The sequence below is a fragment of the Shinella yambaruensis genome, assembly GCF_022899355.1.
Classification (GTDB): Bacteria; Pseudomonadota; Alphaproteobacteria; order Rhizobiales; family Rhizobiaceae; genus Shinella; species Shinella yambaruensis.
In genome coordinates, this window is record NZ_JALJCK010000018.1 from 1 (window position 1) to 23125 (window position 23125).

15 protein-coding genes are annotated in these 23125 nt (G+C 66.0%); 7 read left to right on the forward strand and 8 right to left on the reverse strand.

The features are described from left to right. Positions 1 to 136 precede the first annotated feature (136 nt). Together MUU56_RS29340 and MUU56_RS29345 are read right to left on the reverse strand one after the other, a co-directional pair. The gene (locus tag MUU56_RS29340; protein ID WP_244770822.1) at positions 137 to 940 is read right to left on the reverse strand and encodes a sterol desaturase family protein; all 804 of its coding nucleotides are present in this window, start codon (positions 938 to 940) and stop codon (positions 137 to 139) included. Between the two features lie 238 nt (positions 941 to 1178). Beyond that, on the reverse strand, positions 1179 to 3632 hold the full coding sequence (locus MUU56_RS29345) for a M10 family metallopeptidase (RefSeq protein WP_244770823.1): 2454 nt from the start codon (positions 3630 to 3632) through the stop codon (positions 1179 to 1181). A gap of 420 nt (positions 3633 to 4052) precedes the next feature. On the opposite strand from MUU56_RS29345, the gene MUU56_RS29350 reads away from it, so the two are divergent. Further along, the gene (locus tag MUU56_RS29350) at positions 4053 to 4301 is read left to right on the forward strand and encodes a hypothetical protein (RefSeq protein ID WP_244770824.1); all 249 of its coding nucleotides are present in this window, start codon (positions 4053 to 4055) and stop codon (positions 4299 to 4301) included. 274 nt (positions 4302 to 4575) lie between these two features. Here the strand turns inward: MUU56_RS29350 and MUU56_RS29355 are convergent, their stop codons facing one another. The 6 genes from MUU56_RS29355 to MUU56_RS29380 all read right to left on the reverse strand — a co-directional run bounded on the left by MUU56_RS29355 (position 4576) and on the right by MUU56_RS29380 (position 9224). Next, on the reverse strand, positions 4576 to 5586 hold the full coding sequence (locus tag MUU56_RS29355; protein ID WP_244770825.1) for a lysophospholipid acyltransferase family protein: 1011 nt from the start codon (positions 5584 to 5586) through the stop codon (positions 4576 to 4578). Continuing rightward, complete coding sequence (locus MUU56_RS29360; RefSeq protein ID WP_244770826.1) at positions 5583 to 6971, reverse strand: cytochrome P450; 1389 nt, start codon at positions 6969 to 6971, stop codon at positions 5583 to 5585. The genes MUU56_RS29355 and MUU56_RS29360 overlap by 4 nt, the downstream gene beginning before the upstream one ends. 368 nt (positions 6972 to 7339) lie before the next feature. Further along, entirely contained in the window at positions 7340 to 7564 is a 225-nt protein-coding gene (locus MUU56_RS29365) for a hypothetical protein (RefSeq protein ID WP_244770827.1), read from the reverse strand. A gap of 187 nt (positions 7565 to 7751) precedes the next feature. Further along, entirely contained in the window at positions 7752 to 8174 is a 423-nt protein-coding gene (locus tag MUU56_RS29370; RefSeq protein ID WP_244770828.1) for a helix-turn-helix domain-containing protein, read from the reverse strand. 7 nt (positions 8175 to 8181) lie between these two features. Next, positions 8182 to 8484, reverse strand: coding sequence for a type II toxin-antitoxin system HigB family toxin (locus MUU56_RS29375; RefSeq protein WP_244770829.1), 303 nt, complete (start codon positions 8482 to 8484; stop codon positions 8182 to 8184). A gap of 146 nt (positions 8485 to 8630) precedes the next feature. After that, positions 8631 to 9224, reverse strand: coding sequence for a class I SAM-dependent methyltransferase (locus MUU56_RS29380; RefSeq protein ID WP_244770830.1), 594 nt, complete (start codon positions 9222 to 9224; stop codon positions 8631 to 8633). Positions 9225 to 9417: 193 nt separating this feature from the next. Between MUU56_RS29380 and MUU56_RS29385 the strand changes: the two genes are divergently transcribed. From MUU56_RS29385 to MUU56_RS29410, 6 genes are all read left to right on the forward strand, one after another. Further along, on the forward strand, positions 9418 to 11013 hold the full coding sequence (locus MUU56_RS29385; protein WP_244770831.1) for an LTA synthase family protein: 1596 nt from the start codon (positions 9418 to 9420) through the stop codon (positions 11011 to 11013). After that, positions 11010 to 12275, forward strand: coding sequence for a capsule biosynthesis protein (locus MUU56_RS29390; RefSeq protein WP_244770832.1), 1266 nt, complete (start codon positions 11010 to 11012; stop codon positions 12273 to 12275). Before MUU56_RS29385 ends, MUU56_RS29390 begins: the two co-directional genes overlap by 4 nt. Positions 12276 to 12600: 325 nt before the next feature. Then, on the forward strand, positions 12601 to 19995 hold the full coding sequence (locus tag MUU56_RS29395; protein ID WP_263195019.1) for a type I polyketide synthase: 7395 nt from the start codon (positions 12601 to 12603) through the stop codon (positions 19993 to 19995). A 5-nt stretch (positions 19996 to 20000) separates the two neighbouring features. After that, positions 20001 to 21386 (forward strand): aminotransferase class I/II-fold pyridoxal phosphate-dependent enzyme, encoded by a 1386-nt coding sequence (locus tag MUU56_RS29400; RefSeq protein ID WP_398432975.1) that lies wholly within the window; start codon positions 20001 to 20003, stop codon positions 21384 to 21386. Position 21387: 1 nt separating this feature from the next. Further along, positions 21388 to 22203, forward strand: coding sequence for an SDR family oxidoreductase (locus tag MUU56_RS29405; protein ID WP_244770834.1), 816 nt, complete (start codon positions 21388 to 21390; stop codon positions 22201 to 22203). 169 nt (positions 22204 to 22372) lie between these two features. Further along, positions 22373 to 23116 (forward strand): class I SAM-dependent methyltransferase, encoded by a 744-nt coding sequence (locus tag MUU56_RS29410; protein ID WP_244770835.1) that lies wholly within the window; start codon positions 22373 to 22375, stop codon positions 23114 to 23116. Positions 23117 to 23125: the final 9 nt, after the last annotated feature.

Sequence of the window (23125 nt, forward strand, 5' to 3'; positions counted from 1 at the left end):
GACGGACCTTGCGAAGTTCCTGACGATCGTTTCCAGCGGGGCGAGCGCGGCCTACAACATCCAGCGCACCGCGGACCGGCTCTGATCGTGGCCCTTTCCTGACGGGGATGGGCGCGGCTGCCGGGCAGCCGTCCCCTCAAGGCCGGGTTTTGCGCCCCTCCGGAACCTGTTCGTCGAGCTTCAGGCTGATAGCCGGCGCTTCCTTTTCAAAAGTCTCCACCCGGCGGTCGTAAAGGGGGGAGATCGTGCCCAGCATGCGATCCCAGAACGAGAAGTAATTGGCGAAGTTGTACTTGAACTCCGCGTGATGCTGGTCGTGATAGGTCGTGCACAGCATGGGCGAGGGATAGCGCGCGGTCTTCGAGGCGAAATATTCGAAACCGGCATGGCCGAAGGTGCCGTTGATCTGGTCGAACAGCCGGTTGGCAAGCAGGATCACGGGCGGAAACGGCACGATGAAGACGATCACCGCATAAAAGCCCTGCGACAGGGCGGTATCGACAAGCCCGATGGAATCGTTGCTCCAGACGGTCGGCGCGACGCTGCGATGATGCTCCAGATGGTACTTGTAGAAGTATCTGGTATGGAGCAGCCGGTGGGCGAAGTAGAACCAGGTGTCGAACAGCACCATGCACAGGAGAAACAGGGGGACGGCGGTCCACCAGCTGAACGCCCAGGGCTGCATGGCCCAACCCCTGTCCTGGGCGAAGAGGCCGATCGCCACGGAAAGGCATGTGACGAGGATGGAGGCGAGGCTCAGGCGGATTTCGGCCGCCTTGCGCTTTTCGCCGCGCCTGTTCTTCTGGATGCGGCGTTCCGGGTTGCGGTTGTTCAGCCAGGTTATGCCATGGCCGAGCAGGAAATAGATCGCGACGGTTGCGCCGTAGAGCCCGGCAAGCAAAACGAAGAAATCCGCAAGCCCTTCGGCAAATTCACCCATTCGTCCTGGCGCCCATTCTGCAGGTTTGTCTTGACGGCCTTGTCCGGCATCGCTTCGGCATAGAAAATGCCCCGGAGCCTGGAGAGGGTAAAGAGACTTCCCGGACCCGTAAAGAACATTCCCGGCGGGGAGGGGGCTTTGTGCGCGCCGCATTTCCCGGGGACGCCCCCTTGCGAAAAACAAGAGCCCCGCCACAGGGCGGGGCAAAAGGGGCTTGTCCGGTGTGCGCCGGCGGCCGTCAGGCCGCCAGGAACCAGCCCGACAGGATGTCATCCGCCGCAATGCCGTTAAGGACGATCGTTCCCCCGCCGGAAAGGTGAAGGAGCGCAAAGCCGTCATCGTTCGACGTGACCGTATAGGTCTGGCCGCCGAGGCTGATACGGTCCCCCTGGGCGGCATTGAAATCCCGGATGACGTCGTTTCCTTCGCCCTTCAGGAAGATGAAGGTGTCGGCGCCCGCGCCGCCGGCCAGGAGGTCGTTGCCGAGGCCGCCGTTCAGCTGGTCCCGTCCCGCGCCGCCATAGAGCTCGTCATTGCCCTTGTCGCCGAAGAGGCTGTCGCTGCCCAGGCCGCCGAAGAGGATGTCGTGACCCGCTCCCCCGCGCAGCTCGTCGTTTCCGGCGCCGCCGCCCAGAAGGTCGTTGCCATCGGCGCCCCTGACGGTGTCGTTGCCCGACCCGGCCCAGGCGATGTCGTTTCCAGCGCCGCCGAAAATGCTGTCGTGGCCCGCGCCGCCGAAGAGCAGGTCGTTTCCGGTCCCGCCCCGCAGCTCGTCATTGCCGTTGCCGCCGCCAAGGATGTCGTTTCCGGCGCCGCCATAGACCACGTCGTCGCCGCCCTTGGCGTAGATCGCATCGTTGCCGCCATAGCCGGAAATCTTGTCGGCGCCACCCGTTCCGCTCAGGAAGTCGTTGCCGCTCGTGCCGTCGATGATGGTCACCTTGTCGCCGGGCTGGCTCGGCGGATCGACGATGACGGTCTGCAGGACCACCGTCCCGTCGTTGAACCTGAGGGACTCGACATCCTTGAGCGTGTCGATGCCCTCGTGGCCGGCGCGCGTGTCGGTGACGGTCCATGTGCCGTTCTGGTTCTGGACCCAGGTGAAGTCGGCCTGATTGCCGTTCAGCACGAAGACGTCGTCACCCGTACCGCCATCGGCCGTATCGTTGCCCGTACCACCGTTAAGCGTATCGTTGCCCGCACCTCCGATGAGCGTGTCGTCGCCCGCGCCGCCGTTGAGCGTGTCGTTGCCGGAACCGCCGGTATCGGCCTCCACCGGATCCGGGAGCACGATGCCGAGCGTGTATGTCAGGCCGATGCCGATGGAACTGCCGCCCGGATAGGTGCCGACCTTGACGTAATACCGGCCGGGCGTCGTCACGGTATAGGCGATGAAGCTCTGCCAGATGTTGGTGCTGCCGCTGTCCTGGGAGGAATCGTCGTTGAAGGCCAGCAGGTTCCCGTTGGCATCGTAGAGCTCGATATAGGAATCGAGCGTACCGTCGATGTCCAGGGTGATCTGCCCGGCTGTTCTGACATCGAAGGAGAACCAGTCATGGTTCCCGTCCCCGGTCCCGGTGATGGTCACGCTCGGATTCGTGTCCGAATGCTCGATGTTCGGGTCGTTCCTGTAGCCGATCGCATCGTCCAGGTTGCGGGCCGTGGCGAAGGAGGAATTGCTGGCGTCGCCGTTCTCGGTGAAAAGCCCGGTTCCCGCATAGGTGTTCGCCGGCGTGCGGAAATCCCCATAGAGCGTGTCGTCGCCCGTGCCGCCGTTCAGCGTGTCGTCTCCGCCGCGCCCGACGAGGATGTCGTTGCCGCCGTTGCCCGTGAGCGTGTTGTCGGCGACGTTGCCGCCGATGTCGTCATTGCCGGAGCCGCCGATGGCGTTCTCGATGAGCGAGCGCAGGTCGTCGTTATAGAGCAGCGCGTTGTAGATGTTCCCGTTCGCATAGGCGCCTTCGCCGAGATAGGCCCGCTGGATCTGCGAGGCGAGCGACCACCCGCCCGGCGAAAGGTCGATGAAGGCGTTCTCCGTGTAATTCGAAAAGTCGTACGTGTCCTCTCCGCCGCCATCCCAGATGGTCAGGAAAAGCCGGTTCGCGATGGCTGAAACGCCGTCGCCCGGCTTGCCCTGGCCAACGCCGTCGATGAACATCTCGCCCGTCGTCGTCGACCAGGTGTATGTGGTGCTGCCGGAATTCGTGTTGAAATTGGCACCATAAAGATGCTGGATTGCCGCGATGTCGTACATCATCAGCGTTTGGGCATAACCATACTGCTCGTTGGTGTATCCGTTCGTCAGCGCGCCGACATAGCTCCGGTAGGTCATTACGGAGAATTCCATGCCGTCGCGGTCATGCGGGATGGCGAATTCGAAGCCGTCTATATCCGTGCCGGCATTGTGCCCATGGCTCAGCCCCATGGCATGACCGAACTCATGGATGTGGGTTGCCCAGGAATAGGTGCCGACCAGCGGCGTGCGATACGAAGCATAGTCGTCGCCGAACCAGACGTCACCGCCCGACGGATCCTGATCGAGACGGGGAAAATCCGCCACCCTCGCCGTATCCAGGTTTGTACCGTCGAAAAAGTTGGCCTGGCCAATGGTGAGATCCGAGCTTCCCGCAGGATCTGCCGCCAGCGAGATGTCGAGGTTCGAAACCTGCGCGAACGAACCGTAGGTGAACATCGCAGTACCGGATGTAACGGTTCCCTCCAAGATGGACTGGATGGCATTCTGTTGCTGAAGACTTACCTGCTGAAAACCGGTAACGGTGTAGGGATAGGGCCCGAAATCACTGAAGGCGTCCGCGAAACTGTAAGTGACCGTGCCGCTCCATTGAGTGCCATACAAGACGCCATCGATATATTGGTCGCCAGTCGGAATTGAACTGATTGCTGTCGCCATAGCTTGCCCCCACTATTTGTGTGTTGCCTGAAATGTCCGGCCGTCGCCGCCACGGCGGTCTGTAACTTTTTCTTGGCTTCCCCCCGGCTGTCAGTAAATCGGAAAACGAACGCGCATGACAGCCGCAGTTATGCTACTCTAAGCACGGACGATTTCATTAAAAAATTCTACGGGAGGCCGCGGCGCATGGCAAAATTGGGGATGATCGGCAGGATCAACGCCGCGGCGCTGCTGGTCATCGCCGCTTGCCTGCCCTTGAGCGCCCAGGAGGACGGAATGACCATGCCGCTGCCACGCGATCCGGAGATCGCCGTCCGGGAGGAGTTCCGGATGGCCGAGCGCAGCAACACGCCGGAAGGCTGGCAACGCTTCATCAGCCGGCATGCCGGACATGCGCTGGCCGACGCCGCGAAGACGCGGCTCAAGGCCCTGCAATCCGGCGCGAACTGAGGGGCCTGATCCTGGGGTCTCCCGCTCCGCTTCGCCGAAAGGAGCACTCATGACCAGAAAGTGGCCCCGGTTTATCACCAAGGACCTCGGAGACAGCGAAGCCGCTCAAGGCGGTCCATCCGGACCTTTATGAAAGCATCCGGACGTCATCGTCTTCGCCGCCTATACGGCGGTGGGCCGGGCGGAAACCGAGGAGGCTCTGGAGCGCGCCGCAGGCTGATGCCGCTGCGCCTTTGCCGGCGGCTGGCAAAAGACGGCGCGGGATCCGTCCTCCTTACTCCATCGGGCGGAGCGCACTGTCCAGAAAATACCATTGGTCGAGATGGGCGCGGACGACCGGCTCGACTGCCGCATTCAGCAGCTGCATGTCCTCCACCAGCCGCTCGCCGGGCCTTGTTTCCGGCGGCAGCGTTATGGCAGGCAGGGCATGGGCCTCGAAGCGGAAGCCGTCCGTCCGGATGTTGTACCAGGGGCAGATCGTGGCGCCGGTCATGCGCGCCAGACGGATGATGAGGGCAATATTGCCCTCCATGTGCGGCGGCCGGCCGAAGAAAGGGCCGCGGATGACGCCGCCGAAGCCCTCGTCACAGAAGGTGCTGACGACCCCGCCTTCGCGCAGGATCTTCACGGCCGGGCGCACGCCCTGGAAGCCGGGGGGCAGGAAGCGGACGCCCGTCCTTGTGCGGACGCGCTCGGCGATCCAGGCCTTCGCCCGTTCCCTGGGTGGCACGTAGAAGACATGCAGCGAGACATTGATCTCCCGCAGGATGAGCGGCCCGATTTCCCAGTTGCCGAGATGGAGGCCGACGATGATGGTCGGCCCCGAGCGTACCGCCTTGTCGATGATGTCGAGCCCGTGGTGCCGGATACGGTCGGGGTGCCTCCCGATGCGGTTGACGACGGAGAATTCCGTCATGATGCGGCCCTGCGCCCTCTGGTTCTCTTCGAGCAGGGCTTCCTGCTCGGCCTGGGAAAGATCCGGCCGAAGCTGGCGTATCGTGTCGCGGGCGCGGTTTTCCGCGACCTTGTGGAACCGGGGAATGGCAAAGCGCCCCAGCCGCGCCCCGAGGCCGGAGGCGATGTCCATCGGCAGCAGCTTGATGGAGAAATGGCCGAGAAGATGCAGCCCGTTCCAGATATTGTCGTTTATCCAGTAGCGCAGGAAGTGCTTGCGCTGCGCGCCGCCGGCCAGGAAGGCGGACAGGCCGGGGCGGTCGCCGGCGGCGAAGATCCAGGCCTTGCGGCGGGCCATGGCCTTGTCCTGCGGCGGGCTCTGTTCCGTCATGGGCGTCGCTCCAGGGTGACCGGCAGTCCGTCCCGCGGGCGCAGCGTCAGGCGGCAGACGGGCTCGACCCTGTGGCTTTCCGCGACGCGCACGCGAAAGCGCTGGGCTATGATGGCAAGGCAGAGCACGGCCTCCGTCAGGCCGAAATGCAGGCCCGGGCAGACACGCGGGCCGCTGGCGAACGGAATGTAGCTGTAGGGTATCGGGCGCCGGTCGCCCAGGAAGCGCTCGGGCAGGAACCGGTGCGGCTCGCTGAACAGGCTTTCCGTGCGGTGGAGCAGCCAGGGCACGATGAGAATGAGGGAATTGGGGGCGATGGCGATGTCGCCGAGCGTGTCCGCCCTGCGGTTCTGGCGGGCGAGGATGGGCACCGGCGGATAGAGGCGCAGCGTCTCCTCGATCACCGCCTTGCACCATGCAAGCTGCGGCACGTCCTCGATGGTCGGCGTCCGGTTTGCGCAGACCCTGGCGATTTCCGCGTGGACGGAGCGCTCCACCCAGGGGGCCCGGGCGAGCAGGTACCAGGCCCAGGTCAGGGTGGCGGCCGTCGTCTCGTGTCCCGCCATGAAGATGGTCGCGGCCTCGTTGCGCAGCGCGATCACGTCGAGCTTGAGCTCGGGATTGCGCTGCTGCCGGCGGATCAGCAGCTCGACCATCGAATTGTGGTCGCCGCGTCCGGCAAGATGGTCCTCGACCACCTTGTCGATGATGCCGTGGATGCGCTTGACCGAGCGGCGCAGGGACGGCGTGCGCAGGATCGGCAGGCCGTCGTCGAAGCCGATGAAATAGCCGAGATTGATGGAATCGATGAGCGCCTGGTAGCTGGTGAAGCTGTCGGTGACGGCGGCCGCGCTGTCCTCGCCGAGCTGGTTGCCGAAGACGCTGCGGGAGATGATCTCGGCGGTGAGGCCGGCCATTTCGTGCAGCGCGTTGAGGGTCGCGCCCTCCGGCATGGCGCGCCAGCGCTCGACGAGCTCGCCCGCCGTCTGCTCCATGACCGGCCCGAAGGCGGGCACGCGGTTCATGTGCACGATGTCGGCGACGAGCGCGCGGCGCTGCCGCCAGGTCTCGCCATCGGAGATGAACAGCCCGTCGCCGAGCAGATATTCCAGCGCCCTGCGCATCTGCGGGCTCTTGCGCTCGTAATTGTCCTGTCGTTTCACGACGACGTCACGGATGAGGGCGGGACTGTTGACGAGCACGACCTGGCGGCCGAGGATCCGGATCTGCGAGACGATCTCGCGATAATCGCTTGCCCGCCACATCGAGAGAAAGTCGGTGCGCGCCTGGAGAAGAAGCTGCAGCGGCTTTCCGGGAGGGCCGGCATAATAGTCCGCGCGAACGGGCTCGAAATACTCGTCGACCAGGACTTCCTGAAAATTCACCGGTTTTTGCAGCCAGGACAGCATCTACGGCCTGTTCTCGTGTTCTAGGCTTGAAGCGCAGGCGAGACATTGCCCGATCCCCCGCTCTCGGCGGGTGCGATATTCTCAAACTCGCAACAAAGGTCAATCCGTCGATCGACCCGCCTTCGGGAGGATCGGCGCATTTTGGAACAAGTCCGGCCGGTCACGCTTTACCCCTGGTAGCTCCGCATCCCTCGTGGGAGGACGACATGGCCTATCGCACGCCGAAAAAGGAAGAGTATGACCGAAGACTCTTGAAGGTCCTCCTGGTGACGCTGGCCGGCCTTCTGGGAACGTCGGCCGTTCCCCTCGTCTGCATTCTCTGAGCGCGCATGCCGGAGAGACTATCAGTGCTGTGTATTGAGCCGGTCCAGAGCCCGGATGGCGATGGACAGGTTGGCGATCGCGGCGCGACAGCTTTCGACCTTGTCCCGGGCGGCGCTTTGGGCCTGCTCGTCGCTTCCCCAGCACGCGGCCATCTCCGCCTCCAGGTCGAGAAAGACGAGATCTTCTTCGGCCTGAGCGATCTGCAGAAGGAATTCTTTCCGGCGCTGATTCCAATCGGATCCCATGCCTGTTCCTCCATTTTATTAGAGGAGGATGAAGCAAAGCGCGTCCATTCGCAAGAGTTGGGCTGGGCGCAGACGGCTCGATCTTCACGCTGCCAGTGCCCGGTGCCTTTTCCGGTTCGATCAGCCCTGCAATTCGGAGGGCGGCGGATCGATCGGCATGCCCAGCCGTAGCCTGCTGCCATCATCGTCAGGCCCTCTTTCGGACAGGATCGGCAGCACGGCGAACCGGTTTGACGGCAAGGCGCTCAAGCTCGTAGGGAACAACAAGGTATTCGGCCGGAATGCCCCAATGCCTGTTGAGTTTGTGCACCATGTCGAGGGTGAGCGCCCGCCGCCTGTTCAGCACTTCGGAGGCGCGTGAAGACGACCCGATAAGCGATGCAAGGTCCGCCCGCCGCCGCCCGGTCATCTCCATGTGCATCTTGAGCACGTCGACAGGATGCGCCGGCCCGATCGGATAGTGCTCGTCTTCATATCGGTCAACAAGGGTGATCAGGACATCAAGCCTGTCCCCGTCCGCTGTGCCCCGCTCGGCCCCCCAGAGGGTTTCAATCTCGGCAATGGCTTTCGAAAGATCATCGTCCGTTCGGATCGGTTGAATGTCCATCATGGGCTCCTCAGAACTGGGATACGGTCAGGGCGTCGATACGGTCATATTCGGCATGGGTGCCAACGAACTTGATGAAGGCGGCCTGCCGGTCGAAGTCAAAGGCGACGATGAGCCGGTAATTCCCGCCCTGTACCTTGAAGCGAACCCGCTCGTGGTTGAGGCCCTTGGACTGTGAGAATGCGGCGGTTACCTCCTGAACGGTCGCCCAAGAGGCCGACTTGGTCAGCCTTTCCCAATGCTCCAGGGACGGTTTCGCCTGAGGGTGGTCTACAGCAAAGTCGACGAGCACCTTCCGAGAGATGATCCGCATTCGATGCCCCGATTCCCACATTGGGAAAAATAGCGGATGGCGATGGAGGAGTCAACGAAATTCCCATATTGGGAACTCGAGCCTGCCCGGGATATGCGTGCGTGGGTCATCAACGGAGCATGCAGCGCCGCCGCGTGGCAGGCGGTTCAGCTTGGCGGGAGGCCGATCAGGGCCTTCTGCGCGCCGGTGGGCATCTGCCGGAAGGCCCGGACGGCGATTTCGCGATCCCGGCCCGTCGTGAAGACGCAATAGCGAAAGCCCGCGGCGGCAAGGGCCGATCGCATCGACTTCCTGGTGAAGCCTGTCCTGTGTGCGTAGAAATCCACCCCGGACGCCTCGATCTGCGGGCCGAAGCCATAGATGACGTCGCGGACGAGCACCGGTCCTTCGGGCGAGGTATAGAGATGATCGTCGAGGTCGAGCTTCCGGGCGACGATCTCCTCGAAGAGCGCGCCCATGTCCGGCACGCGGATTTCGGCGAAGCCGTCCGCCTTCAGGACATGGATGAACCCCGCCAGCACCTTTTTCACATCATGCGCGAAGTAGTGCTCCAGATTGTGGGAGCAGTAGACGGCGTCGAACTGGTCGGGCTGAAGGGTGCGCAGGTCCCGGGCATCCAGGCAGATATCCGGATCGCCCGCGGGATCGATGTCGAGAAGGACATGATCCCACCCCTCGTAGATGTCGGAGACCGGCGTTTCCTTGCTGCCGCCGCCGACGTTCAGGAACCTGCGCCGCATTTCGCCTCCGCTGTTTTGCCGACGATTTACCAGCTCGGGACCGGCGGGGCAAATTCCGGCAGGACCCCGCTGCCGGCCATGGCGTCGGGCCCGGCACTTGCACGCCAGGGCGTGCCGAAGTATTCCCACTCCTTGCAGGTCGACCACTTTCGGCCGTCTCGCTGAAGAAGATGGTGGATTATAGGCCGGGTGGATGGATTGGTTTGGTAACGCTTGGCTGCTGACGGCCACTTGCTACCTGTGGGCCTGCGCGATCGTCTATCTGACGGATGGCTTTGCGCTGCCACGCGCCGTCGCACGCCAGCATCGTGCCAGCCATACCCTTGGCCGGACGATCCTCGAGACGCTGGCCCGTCTTCCTGTCATTGCCCTCGTTTTTGCCGGTTTCTTCGCGATTTCGTGGCGTCCCGTCTACGCTTCGCAGGCGACGATCAGCTTTTTCATCATCTTCACCGGCATCTCCCGGGCGAAATATATCTTCATCCGCGAACCCCTCGTGTTCTCCGACATAGCCCTTGCCGCAAGCGTCCTGAAGCACAAGGAGATTTTCTACGCGACGAAGCTCAACATCTTCTTCTGGACCGTCGCGGCCTCCTATGTGTTCGGGGCTTCGGCGCTCTATTACATCTTCGAGCCGAGCATCCTGCCGGAGCGGAACGGCCTGCTCTGGATCGCCGTCGGGCTCTTCGTCGCCTTCGCCCCCTGGATGCTGCTCTTCTTCAGGCCGGCCAACGTCCGGCTGGTGAAGCTCAGCGAAGGCCTGCTGCGTACGCTCGACGTGCACAGCAACACGGTGCGCTTCGGCACATTCGCCTCCGTCGTCTACCATTTCATCGTCTGGATCGGGAAACGGCGGGACGAATTCCTGATGGACTTGACGGCGACGATGCAGCACGCCTTTCACGGGATCGTGCATGCGGATGCGGAGGTCCATCGCGACGGCGCGCCCCTCGTCCTGGTCTGGCAGTCCGAATCCTTCATCGATCTTCGCCATTTCGGGGTCTCCGGGCTGGAGCTTCCCCATCTCGACCGCCTGCGGTCCCTTGCCGCCCAGTCCGGGCGCATGACGAGCGTTTTCGAAGGCGGCTACACGCTGCGCACCGAGTTCGCCGTGCTCAGCGGCATTCAGCCGGACGATGCCTATGTCGATGCCAGCTATCCCTATCTCAGGGCATCGCATTATGCGGATGTCGTGTGGCCGATGCGCTTCAAGCGGGCGGGCTGGCACACGCATTTCATCCATCCTTATGACAGGACCTTCTTCTTCCGCGACAAGGCCATGCCGCTCCTCGGCTTCGAGCAGATGACCATGCTGGATGCGTTCGACCATACGCCACGGGCAGACGAACCCTATGTCTCGGACCGCCATCTTGCCGACCGGGTCATCGACATCATCGAGGGCATCGACAAGGAGCAGCCGGCCTTTCTCTTCGTCGCGTCGATGGGCAACCATGGCCCGTGGCAGCCGGGCCGATGCGGCGAGCTGACCGATCCCGTCGACATCTACGCGGAGCTCCTGCGCAAGGCGGACGATGCGCTCGGGCATCTGACGGCCTATCTCGACCGCCTGGACCGTCCCGTCTGGCTCGCCTTCTACGGCGATCACGCCCCGCTGCTGAAATCCTTTGCCGATCCCTTTCCCGATCCGAGGACGGACTATGTGGTGGTTCCGCTCGCGCATGCCGGGGAAGATCGCCCGGGCCTGCCGGTCACCAAGGAGGAAGCCCCCTGGAACCTGCTCGGCGCCCTCCTTGCCCATGCCGATCTTCCGGTGAGGCGGGAGCCGTGAGGGAAGAGGAGACACCGGCCGGGAAGGAGCGGGGCAAGCGGACGGTCCTGTTCCTCCAGGGGCCGTCGTCCCCGCTCTTTTCCAAATGCGCGGCGCGGCTCGAGCGGATGGGCCATGCCTGCCAGCGCATCAACCTCAATCTGGGGGACTGGATCTTCTGGTGGCGGCGCGGCGGTGTCGATTATCGCGGCCGGAGCGAGGACTGGCCGGCCTTCGTGCATGACTTCATGGCCCGGAACGGCACGACGGATCTCGTCCTGCTGGGGGAGGAGCGTCCCTACCACAAGGCCGCCATACGGGCCGCCCGGGCGCTGCATGTCGATGTCCACGTCATCGAGATGGGCTATCTCAGGCCCGACTGGGTGACGTTCGAGCGCGACGGCATGTCGTCCAATTCGCGCTTTCCGCGGGACCCCCGGCGCATTCTGGAGGCGGCGGCCGGGCTGCCGGAACCGGATTGGGCCGTCCGCTTCCGGCAGAGCTTCCTGCGCGAAGCCGGCTATGATCTGCTCTACAATCTGCCCAATGTCTTCTTCTGGTTCCTCTACCCCCATTACCGGCGGCATGCCCTTTTCCATCCCCTTGCCGAATATGCGGGGTGGAGCCTGAGATTGCTGCGGCGCAAACGTGCCGAACAGGCGGCGCGCGCCACATGCGCGCGCCTGTTCGCCGCCGGGGACCCTTTCTATGTATACCCGCTACAGTTGCAGACGGACTACCAGCTCCGGGCCCATTCCCCCTATGCCGGCCAGCAGGAAGCCATTTCCCAGGTGCTGTCCTCCTTTGCCGCGCATGCCGGTCCGGCCCACCAACTCCTGGTGAAACTGCATCCCCTCGACAACGGCCTCATCGACTGGCGGTCCTATGTCGCGGCCGAGGCGCGGCGGCGCGGGATCGGGGAACGCGTGCATTTCATCGACGGCGGCAGCCTCGACGACCTGGTCGAAAGGGCGGAAGGCCTGGTGACGGTCAACTCGACCGCCGCGATCGCGGCCCTGCGCCGGCTGAAGCCCGTCAAGACGCTGGGATCGGCGGTTTTCGACACGCCGGGCCTCAGCTATCCGGGGTCGCTGGACGCCTTCTGGCAAAATCCCTTCCCGGCCGACGCGGCCTTGACCGGCGCCTTTTTCAGGCTGCTCGCCCACGAATACCAGGTCCGGGGGAACTTCTATTCGGATGCGGGCTCGTCCGCCGCTGCGATAGCCGTGGCGGACCGTCTCGACGGGAGGCAGTCCACGCCCCCGGACGGCGGGGAGCCATGACGGGCCGGTCGAGGACGGGGCCTGTCGTGCTTTATACATCATCTTCGAATAAGCACCCGGCATATACCGTCTTTTGCATAAGCACCCGTCGGCTTTCCACGGGCCTGGATGCCGTGCCTTGATTCGATCGATTGGGGAATACTTTCGTAAGCCTATGTTCATATACCCGGCAGCAAGTTATGGACTTGCGATGGCAACCCAGTCTCTTGTATTGCTCTGCTAAAGTAGCGAACAACCCTAGGTGAGGCAGTTCAGTTTTGTTCAGGAACGGCAAGACCTTCGAGGTCGTCACATCCGGGGTGGATAGTCGCGATGTTTGGTGCTCATGACGGTTGAAATTATCGGATATGCTGCGGTTGCTCCCGGTGCGGATTCGGCATCGCAATTGTTTGCAGTGCTGCGCAAGGGGGAGTGCACCGTCACCGAGATTCCCGCAGGGCGCTGGGACCGGTCCCGCTTCTGGCACCCCAGCCCCGGCGTTCCCGGAAAGACCTATACATTCGCCGCCGGCGTCGTCGACGGCATCGACCTGTTCGACGCGCGCCTCTTCGGGCTTTCGCGGCGCGAGGCCATGGCGATGGACCCCCAGCAGCGGCTGCTGCTGTCGGTGACCTGGCGCGCGCTGGAGGACGCCAACCTTCCCCTCGCCTCGCTGCAGGCGGAGACGATCGGCGTCTATATCGGCACATCCAGCCTCGACAGCGCCAACCTGTCCGTCGAGGATCCCGCGGGGGCCGGCCCCTATTTCATGACGGGCAACACGCTGTCCATCGTGGCGAACCGCATCTCGCATATCTTCGGGCTGAGCGGGCCGAGCCTGACGATCGACACGGCCTGTTCATCCTCCCTCGTGGCGCTCGACCAGGCGGTCCGGGCCCTCAACCGCGGCGAGATCGACACCGCGATCGTCGGCGGCGTGAACCTGCTCAGCCACCCGCTGCCCTTCGGCGGTTTCGCGCAAGCCCGAATGCTGTCCCCGGAAGGCCGGTGCAGGGCCTATGACAACGATGCGTCCGGCTATGTCCGCGCCGAAGGCGCGGCCGCCGTCATCCTGCGCCGCAGCGACAGGGCGAACGACAGCGGCGATCGCAGCCGCGCCCGGATCCTGGCGACGGGCGTGAACTCCGCCGGCCGCACGAACGGCATCTCGCTGCCCTCCCAGGAAGCCCAAGCGCGCCTCCTGGAATCGATCTACGACGGGCAGGGCATCGACCCGAACCATCTCGCCTTCATCGAAGGGCACGGCACGGGAACGAAGGTCGGCGATCCCGCGGAGGTCTGGGCCATCGGCCAGGTCATCGGCCGCCGCCGCCATGCGCCCGTCCCGCTCGGCTCGATCAAGACGAATATCGGCCATACCGAGCCTGCCTCGGGGCTCTTCGGCGTGATCAAGGCGGTGATGGCGCTCGAGAACGACTACCTGCCGGCCTCGCTCTTCTTCGACCGGCCGAACGAGACGATCGATTTTTCCAGCCTCAACGTGCGCGTCACGGCGACGCCCCTGGAGCTTTTGCGCAGCCATCGTCCGCGGCTTGCCGGCATCAACTCGTTCGGCTTCGGCGGAACGAACGCGCATGTCGTCATCTCCGATCCGGCCGTGCACCAGGCCGGCAACGGCGAGCAGGCGGCGCGCGAGAATTATTTCATGGCCTCCGCCCATACGGAGACGGCCTTGAACGCGCTTCTGCGGGATTACAAGGCGCGGCTTGCCGCGGCGCCCGATCCGGACGCGGCGCAGGCCCTCCTTTCGGCCGCCACGGCCGGGCGCACCTCGCTTCGCCACCGTTTCGTCGCGCGCCGCAGGAAGGTCCGGGACGTCATTTCGGCGATCGACCAGCAGCTGGCGGGACATGGCACGGCAAGCGCCGCCACCGGCGAAGCGCCGGTGGGCGAGCCGAAGATCGCCTTCCTGTTCTCCGGCAACGGGGCGCAATGGGCCGGCATGGGGATCGACGCGATCCGCGAGAACCAGGCTTTCCGCCGGCATTTCAACGCCATAAGCGCGCTTTTCGAAGAACATCTCGGCGAAAGGCTGACGACCTTGCTGACGGCCGAGGACCTCGCCGGCCGGCTTGCCGATACGCGCGTCGCCCAGCCGCTCCTCTTCTCGATCCAGGTCGCCCTCGCGCAGTGCCTGCTCGGCGCCGGCATCCGCCCGGCCGCCGTGCTCGGCCATTCCATCGGCGAGGTGGCCGCCGCCCATATCGCCGGCGCGCTCTCTTTGGTCGATGCGGTCGCGGTCGTCGCGGTCCGCTCGCGCTGCCAGCACGTCACCCAGGGCCGGGGCACCATGGCGGCGGCGCTTTGCAGCGAGGAGGCCGCGCAGGACTTCCTCCAGCGCAACGGCCTCGACGACCTCACCGTCGCCGCCGTCAATGCCAGCAACTCGGTCACGATCTCGGGACCGAAGGAGCAGATCGCCGCCCTTCGTTCGCTCGGCCGGCGCCAGAAGCTGGCGGTGCAGCCGCTGCCCGATATCGACTATCCGTTCCATCATCCCCTCATCGACGAGGCGAAGACGGAATTCCTGAAGACCCTGCCCCGGATCACGCCGCGGGCGAGCGAATACGATTTCATCTCGACCGTGACGGGAGAGCCCGTCGACGGGGCGGCGCTCGGCGCCGCCTACTGGTGGCGCAACGTCCGCGAACCCGTTCATTTCAGGCAGGGTGTCGCCAAGGCGCTGGAACAGGGCTGCAACCTGTTGATGGAGATCTCCCCCAGGCCCATCCTGACGAACTATCTCAAGGACGCGGTGAAGGTCAGCGGCGCGGCGGCCCAGCTGCTTTCGACGCTCGACAAGACCGAGGCCCAGGGCGCGGCCGATCCCGTCGAGACCTGCATCATCCGGGCCCTCGCCCATGGCGCCGCCCTGCCGTCGTCCCGCCGGGACGCCACGATCGACCTGCCGGGCGTTCCCTTCGAGCCGGAGCCGATGGCCGGCACGCCGACGACGGACAGGTACGACCTGTTCGGGCGGGACATCGCCCGGCCCTATTCGCTGGCCGGCTGGCGCGTCGACCCGAACGGGGCCGCCTGGAAGAACCATCTGGACGCCCGCCTCTTCCCCGACCTTGCCGAGCATGTCGTCGAGGGGCGCGCCATCATGCCCGGCGCGGGCTTCATCGAGATCGCGCTTCAGGTGGCCCGGCAGGCGCTCGAGACCACCGCCGTGCAGCTGACCAATATCGAGCTGATACGCCCGCTCGAGCTCGGCCCGACGCTCGTGGAGCTATCGACCGTGGTCTCGCGCGAGACCGGCACGATCGAGATCCGCTCGCGCGAGCGGCTGAGCGCGGACGACTGGACCCTTCATGCCGTATGCCGGTGCCAGAAGGTCCTGCCCGCGACCCGCATGCCGCCGTTCCCGGCGCTCGGCCCGGCGGCCGAGGATGTCCCGCCGGAGCGGATCTACGCCATCGCCTCCTCCTTCGGGCTGGATTACGGCCCGGCCTTCCGGCTGGCCGAACGGGTCCGGACCGAAGGGCACGGGCGCGTCGACGTTGATCTTCGGGCCGCTGCCCGCCCCGCCCATCCGATGCTGGAATGGGGGGTGAACCCGCTGAGCCTCGATGCGGCCTTCCATGGGCTCGTCGGCCTGTTCGACAGGTTTTCGGGCGACGTGGAGGGCGCGCCCTATATTCCGGTCCGTTTCGGTTCGGCCACGCTGCTGGCGGAAGGCCTTCCCCGGCGCGCGCGCATCGCGATCGAGCGGGTCAGCGCCCACTCGATCAAGGCCCGCTTCCTGATCGAGGCGGAGGACGGCCAGCCGCTCCTTCTCCTGGAGGATTGTCGCTTCCGCCGGACCTGGTTCCAGCAGCCGCACACCCTGGCGTCGCTTGCCTTCCATTACGAGTCTGTCCCGGTGGCCGAAGCGCGTCTGGAGCACCCCGTCCCGGAGGCGCCCGACCGCGTCCTGGAGGTGCCCGCGCCGGCCGTGCCGGACGACGGCTCGCTGCTGCTGCAGGCCGCCATCCTGAGGGCCTGTCACGACATGGCATTGCAGCTGGCCGATCCGGCAGGGGGGCTCTCCCTCTTCGCCGTGCCGGGCGACCGGGACTTCCGCGCCTTCCTGTCGAATGCCCTCCATCTCCTGGAAGGGGCCGGGATGGCCGAAAAACAGGATCGCGCCTGGCAGGTCCAGCCGCTCTGCGACCTGCCAGCCATCGAGGAAACCCTTGCGGAATTCACGGCCGAGCGCCCGGATCGCGGCGTGGAGGCGGTGATGCTCGCCGATATCCGCGCCAATGCGCTCTCGCATATCCAGGCACTGCAGACGCAGGATACGGCTGTGCTGGACTATGCCGGAACGGCCATGAGCCGGACGCTCCGCCTGCATTCGCCGCAGGCCCGCGAGCGCAACGCCATCATCCTGGCGGCCGCGGAGAAAGCCGTCTCCGCAGGCCGCGACACCGCGCCGGTCATCGTCCAGATCGGCGCGTCGGCCCGGGATTTCAGCCAGCGGCTGGCGGACCTTGCCGGCCAGGCGGGCGGCTGCCTCGTCATCGTCGAGCCCGCGGACGATCTGCGGCGCGGGGTCGAAATGCTCTTCGAGGCCAGCGGGCGCGTGCTGGTCACCGCATCGGCGGAGGCGCTCGGCGGCGCCGACCTCATCGTCAGCAGCTGCGACCGGCTGCATGCCATGCTCGCGGCGGATGAAGCCCTGTCCGCGGCGCTGGCCACGGGACTGGACAACGGTGCGCGGCTGCTTGCCGCCGAAACGCTGCCCTCCCCGATCTGCGATTTCCTCTTCGGCCTGACGCCGGGCTGGTTCTCCGGCAGCCTGTCGGAGGATTTCCCGGTCGGCAAGCTGGCCGGCGAAGAGGAATGGCGGCGGCGGCTCGCCGCGCTCACGAAGACCCCGCCGGTCCTCCACACGGTTTCCAGGGCCCATGGCGCGCTGCTGCTGGTCGAGGTTTCCCCGAGCCGCAGGCGCCGCGCGGAACAGGACGGGCGCGATGTCCCCTTCCTGCCGCTGGGGTCGGCGGCGGGCGCCCTGACGGGCCTGCCTGCCATCGCCCTGCATCAGCCCGATGCCGGGCTGGACGCGGCGCTCGACGCCGGCCAGCAGGCCGGTTTCCTGCTTTACGCCGCCCCGTCGGACCACGGCGAGGATGCGGGCGGACTGGCGCAGGAAGCCCACGGGCTGGCCAGGGTCGCCGAAGTCCTGCAGGCAAGGGCCGCGGCCGGGCACCGGTCGACGCTCGTCCTCCTCCTGCCCGGCGGCGCGCCGGACGGCCGCCGCGGCGACGGGACCGCGGCATCGCCGCTTGCCACCGGGCTCTGGACGTTCGCCCGCGTCCTGGCGAACGAATTCAGCGACGTCGACATCCATCTCGTGGATGCGGCACCCGGCGCCTGGCGCAAGGCGCTCCGGCTTGCAAGCGCCGGCCATGACGAACGGGAATGGCGCATACCGGCGGCGGCCGGACATGCCGAGGCCCTGCGGGCCGTCGGCGGATCGGTCGACCCGCACACCGTCTCCTCGGCGGACTTTGCGGCCGCGACCGTACGGCAACGCACCCCCTCGCGCGTCGACAGCCTCTATTGGGAAAGCATGGAGCGGCCGACGCCGCAGGCCGGCGAGGTGCTCGTCGAGATCGCCGCTGCGGGATTGAACTTCCGCGACGTGATGTGGGCCATGGGGCTTCTGCCCGAAGAGGCGCTGGAAGACGGTTTTGCCGGCACCACGATCGGCATGGAGTTTTCCGGCCGCGTCACCGCCGTCGGCGCCGGCGTCAGCGACCTTGCCGCGGGGGACCGGGTGATGGGCATCGGCCCGGCCGCCTTCTCCACCCATACCGTCATCCAGCGCGCCGGATTGGCCAAGGTTCCGCAGGAGCTGGACCTGACCGCGGCGGCCACCGTTCCCGTGACCTTCCTGACGGCCTGGTACGCGCTGGTCGAGCTCGGCCGCGCGCGGGCGGGGGAAACGGTCCTCATACACGGCGCGGCCGGCGGCGTCGGCCTCGCCGCCATCCAGATCGCCAAGGCCCTCGGCCTGACGATCATCGGCACGGCGGGAAGCGACGAGAAGCGCCATTACCTGCGCTCGCTCGGCGTCGAGCAGGTCTTCGATTCCCGGTCCCTCTCCTTCGTCGCCGACGTGATGGCGGCGACGGCCGGCGCGGGCGTCGACCTGGTGCTGAACTCGCTGTTCTCGGACGCGATGGAACGCAGCATCGAACTGCTCAAGCCGTTCGGGCGCTTCCTCGAACTCGGCAAGCGGGACTATTACGCCAACCGCAAGATCGGCCTGCGCCCCTTCCGGCGCAACATCAGCTATTTCGGCATCGATGCGGACCAGTTGCCGCTGAAGGCGCCGGCCCTGACGAAGGCGATCTTCGAGCAGCTCGGCGCGCTCTTCGCCAAGGGCGACCTTCGCGCCCTGCCCTACAGGACCTTCGCGCATGACGAGATCGCCGATGCCTTCCGGCTGATGCAGAATGCCGGGCATGTCGGCAAGATCGTGCTCCTGCCGCCGCAGGCGGGCCGCGACGCCATCGCGAAGGCGGACGGCAAGCCCCTGGCACTGTCGTCCGACGGGATTCACGTCGTCGTCGGCGGCATCGGCGGTTTCGGCCTTGCCGCCGCCGACTGGCTCGTTGCCCATGGTGCGCGGCGGCTCGCCCTCGTGACGCGGCGCGGCGCGGGCGACGCGGAAACCGAGGCGGCGGTCGCCCGCTGGCGCAAGCGGGGCGTAACGGCCGGCCTGCATGCCTGCGACGTGACCGATGCGGCCGCGCTCGACGCACTGCTCGCCGGCCTGCGGGCACAGGCGCCGATCCGCGGGATCGTCCACGCCGCCATGGTGCTGGACGATGCGCTGCTGCCCAACCTGACGGAAGAGCGCTTCCGCAAGGTCATCGCCGTCAAGGCCGAGGGCGCCGCGCTGCTCGACAGGGCGACCCGGCAGGACAGGCTCGACCATTTCCTGATGTTCTCCTCGGCGACGACGCTGGTCGGCAATCCCGGCCAGGGCAACTATGTCGCGGCCAACGGCTATCTCGAAGGGCTGGCCCGCCGGCGGCGGCAGGAGGGGCTTCCGGCGCTCGCCGTCGCCTTCGGCGCGATCTCGGACCGGGGGTATCTCGCCCGCAACGACGAGGTCGGCGACCTCCTGGCCCGGCGCATCGGCAGCGCCGCGATGAAGGCCGTGACCGCCCTTGCCATGGTCGAGGCCCATATGCGCCTCGATCCGGGAACCGTCGAGGCCGCCGTCTTCGTCTGCTCGCCGATCGACTGGGCCGCGGCCCGCAGCCTGAAGATCGTCGGGACGCCGCTTTTCGAAGTGCTGCTGCGGCAGGCGGGCCCGGCGGGCACGGCCAGCGGCGTGGAAACCGTCGATCTTGCCGCCCTCATCGCGGAAAAGAGCGAGGCGGAGGCGCTCGAAGCGCTTTATGCGCTCGTCGCGCAGGAGATGGCGACGATCCTGCGCGTGCCCGAAAGCGCGCTCGGCCGGGACAAGATCCTCAAGGATGTCGGCCTGGACAGCCTCATGGCCGTGGAACTCGCCCTCGGCTTCAAGGAGAAGACGGGCTTCGACATTCCGATCACCAGCGTCGGCGAGACGACCACCGTCGAGCAGGTCGTGCGGAAACTCTACGAGAAGGTTGCGCGCGCCGAAGAGGCGGAGCACGATAGGGATGACCTCGACGATATCGAGGCCCTGGCCGAACAGCACATGGTCTCCTCCCCGACCGCATCGCGGAGCACGTGACGCGCATGGATGAACTGCCCGCCAGCCGCATGGCACGGGAACGCAAGGCGGCGCTGCTGCAACGGATGCGCGGCGTCTCCGCCATGGAAGGTCGTGCCGGCCTGTCGGCCGGTGCGCAGGACCGCCCCGTGCCGCGTTTCGAGGACCTGCCCGAATACCGCCAGATCCGCATGCAGGAGCTGGCCGGCGAACTCGTGAAGATCGACAATCCCTTTTACCGCACGCACGATATCGGCGCCGGCGCCAGGACCGAGATCGGCGGCCGGAGCATCGCGAACTTCGCGTCCTACGACTATCTCGGCGCCAACCGCCATCCGTCCGTCCATGCCCGCGTGCGCGATGCGCTCGACCGCTACGGCCTCTCGGCCTCGGCGAGCCGGGTCGTCGCCGGCGAGCGGCCGGTCCACCGGGAGCTGGAGGCACGCCTTGCGGACACCTATGGGGTGGAGGACGCCGTCGTCTTCGTCAGCGGCTACCTGACGAACGTGACGACCCTCGGCACGATCCTCGGCCCGGAGGACCTCGTCATCCACGACGAGTTCATCCACAACAGCGCGCTGGCCGGCATCAAGCTTTCCGGCGCGGCGCGGCGCTTCTTCCGGCACAACGACACGGCGCATCTCGAAGAGCTTCTGCTCGATTTCTCCGGGAAGTTCCGCCGCATCCTGGTGATCGTCGAGGGCGTCTATTCCATGGACGGGGACCTTGCGGACCTGCCGCGCCTCGTCGAGCTGCGCACCCGCTACGGTTTCTGGCTGATGGTCGACGAGGCCCATGCCCTCGGCGTCCTCGGCCCCGGCGGGCGCGGGACCCACGAGCATTTCGGCATGGACCCCGCCTGCGTCGACATCTGGATGGGCACGCTGTCGAAGACGACGTCGAGCTGCGGCGGCTACATCGCGGGCAGCGAGGCCCTGACGACGATCCTCAAGGGGGCGGCCGGCGGTTTCGTCTACAGCGTCGGCTTGGCGCCGGCCCTTGCGGCGGGCGCGCTTGCAAGCCTCGACCTTCTGGCCCTGGAGCCCGAACGCGTGGCGCGGCTGCGCAACAACGGCCGCCTGTTCCTCGACCTTGCGCGCCAGGCCGGCCTCGATACCGGCCTCAGCGAAGGCCATTCGGTGGTGCCGGTGATCGTCGGCGACTCGCTGCGGGCGGTCCGCCTGTCGAATGACCTGCTCGCCGCCGGCGTCAACGTGCTGCCGATCATCCACCCCGCCGTGCCCGAAGGCCAGGCGCGGCTGCGCTTCTTCATCACCAGCGAGCACGACGAAGACCAGATCCGCGAAACGGTGGCGCTGACGGCAAGGCTGCTCGGCGACCTCGTGCGCGACAATTTCGGATTGAACGCCATCGACCCCACCCAGATCGCGCGCCTGCTCTCGGGGACCTGACATGCGCCATGTCCTCGTCACCGGCGGGTCGAGCGGCATCGGCCTCGCCATCGCCGCGCAGCTGCTTGCGCACGGCAACCGCATCACCCTCATCGCCCGCGATGAAGGCCGGCTGGCGGAGGCGCAGCGCGCGTTGTCGCAGGCAGGGGCACAGGCGCAGCGGGTCCTGGGCGTGCCGGCCGACGTCACCGATGCCGAAGCCCTCGGCGACGCCGTCGCCCGCTGCACGGCCCGCTTCGGCGGCATCGACATGCTTGCCGCCTGCGCCGGGATCGTCGAACCGGCCCGCTTCGTCGACCAGGACGGGGCCGCCTTCGACCGGCAGATCGCCGTCAATGTGACCGGGGTCGCCAACAGCGTGCGGTCGGTTCTTCCGGCCATGCTGGGGCGGGGCCGCGGCCGGATCGGGATCGTGTCTTCGGGCGCGGGCCTGATCGGCATTCCGGGTTACAGCGCCTATTGCACGTCGAAATTCGCCCTCAGGGGCCTTGCCGCCGCCTTGCGGCTGGAAACCGCCGGAAGCGGAGTGTCGGTCTCGATCTGCTTTCCGCCGGACACGCTGACCCCGCAGTTCGAGCGCGAATTGCCGTTGCGCCCGCCGGAAGCACAGGCGATCATGGGGCGCGTCAGGCCGGTCGATGCCAAAACGGTGGCCGGGATCATCCTTGCCGGCATGGAGAAAAACAGGCGCGAGATCCACTTCGGGCTGACCCTTCGCCTGCTCGGTTATTTCGGGCCCCTTGCCTCCACCTATATCGAAATGCGCCATGGCCGCAGATATGCAATAAAGACCGAAGATCCGCCGAGCGCGCCCTAATATGGCCTCCGGGCCCTGAAATAAGCCTGCGAATAGAGAGGTGAAATCACCTTTCCATTTACCTGACGGATGAAAAGTACTTCCGATGCTGCAACGTCTTCTCAACAGATTCAAACATCCGCCAGGAACGCACGAGGTCGAACAGGTTTTCAGCCAGTACGAAATGAGCATGCCGGCGCATCAGAACGCCATCAACGCCCTGCCCGGCTGGAATTCGTCGTTTCCCGGAAGTGATGCCCTTTCGGCGGGAAACCACCCGCTTCATGCGGACGGCCGGATCGTCGAGGCGATGCGGGCCTATGGCTCGCTCGAAGGCAAGGTCGTCCTGGAGATCGGCCCGCTCGAGGGCATGCATACCTACATGCTCAACCAGGAGCGCCCGGCGCGCATCGACGCGATCGAGGCCAACCGCCTGTGCTTCCTGCGCTGCCTTGTGACCAAGGAGATCCTGCAGCTCGATCGGGCGCGGTTCTATCTCGGCAATATCCAGCCCTGGCTGGAGAAGGTGGACACCGTCTACGATTTCGCGCTCGCCTCCGGCGTGCTCTACCACCTGCCGGACCCGGCGAACTTCCTGCTGCAGCTCTCGCGCAGGGCGCAGGCCGTCTTCATCTGGACCCATTTCTTCCACGACGAGGCGATGCCGCGCGGCGACCCGCGGCGGAACCCTTTCAGCGGCCGCGTGGAGACGCGGACCGTCGCGGGCCTTTCGGTCCGCTACTACGAGCGCAGCTACCAGCACGCCAACACGAACGCCTCCTTCTGCGGCGGCATGAAGGACCGGCATTACTGGATGCACCGCGACGACATCTTGTCCCTGCTCCAGCGGGTAGGCTATAGGACGATCGAGGTTCAGGCAGAAGAACTGGCGCATGGTGGGGGCCCCTGCTTCTCCGTTTTTGCACGAAAGTAACCGCGATCG

Bases quoted from the DNA above. Each gene is read 5' to 3' on its own strand.
- MUU56_RS29365 (WP_244770827.1), bottom strand. From the start codon at position 7,564: ATGGGATCCGATTGGAATCAGCGCCGGAAAGAATTCCTTCTGCAGATC.
- MUU56_RS29395 (WP_263195019.1), top strand. From the start codon at position 12,601: ATGACGGTTGAAATTATCGGATATGCTGCGGTTGCTCCCGGTGCGGAT.
- MUU56_RS29380 (WP_244770830.1), bottom strand. From the start codon at position 9,224: ATGCGGCGCAGGTTCCTGAACGTCGGCGGCGGCAGCAAGGAAACGCCG.
- MUU56_RS29370 (WP_244770828.1), bottom strand. From the start codon at position 8,174: ATGATGGACATTCAACCGATCCGAACGGACGATGATCTTTCGAAAGCC.
- MUU56_RS29355 (WP_244770825.1), bottom strand. From the start codon at position 5,586: ATGACGGAACAGAGCCCGCCGCAGGACAAGGCCATGGCCCGCCGCAAG.
- MUU56_RS29350 (WP_244770824.1), top strand. From the start codon at position 4,053: ATGATCGGCAGGATCAACGCCGCGGCGCTGCTGGTCATCGCCGCTTGC.
- MUU56_RS29385 (WP_244770831.1), top strand. From the start codon at position 9,418: ATGGATTGGTTTGGTAACGCTTGGCTGCTGACGGCCACTTGCTACCTG.
- MUU56_RS29375 (WP_244770829.1), bottom strand. From the start codon at position 8,484: ATGCGGATCATCTCTCGGAAGGTGCTCGTCGACTTTGCTGTAGACCAC.
- MUU56_RS29345 (WP_244770823.1), bottom strand. From the start codon at position 3,632: ATGTTCACCTACGGTTCGTTCGCGCAGGTTTCGAACCTCGACATCTCG.
- MUU56_RS29340 (WP_244770822.1), bottom strand. From the start codon at position 940: ATGGGTGAATTTGCCGAAGGGCTTGCGGATTTCTTCGTTTTGCTTGCC.
- MUU56_RS29410 (WP_244770835.1), top strand. From the start codon at position 22,373: ATGCCGGCGCATCAGAACGCCATCAACGCCCTGCCCGGCTGGAATTCG.
- MUU56_RS29400 (WP_398432975.1), top strand. From the start codon at position 20,001: ATGGATGAACTGCCCGCCAGCCGCATGGCACGGGAACGCAAGGCGGCG.
- MUU56_RS29405 (WP_244770834.1), top strand. From the start codon at position 21,388: ATGCGCCATGTCCTCGTCACCGGCGGGTCGAGCGGCATCGGCCTCGCC.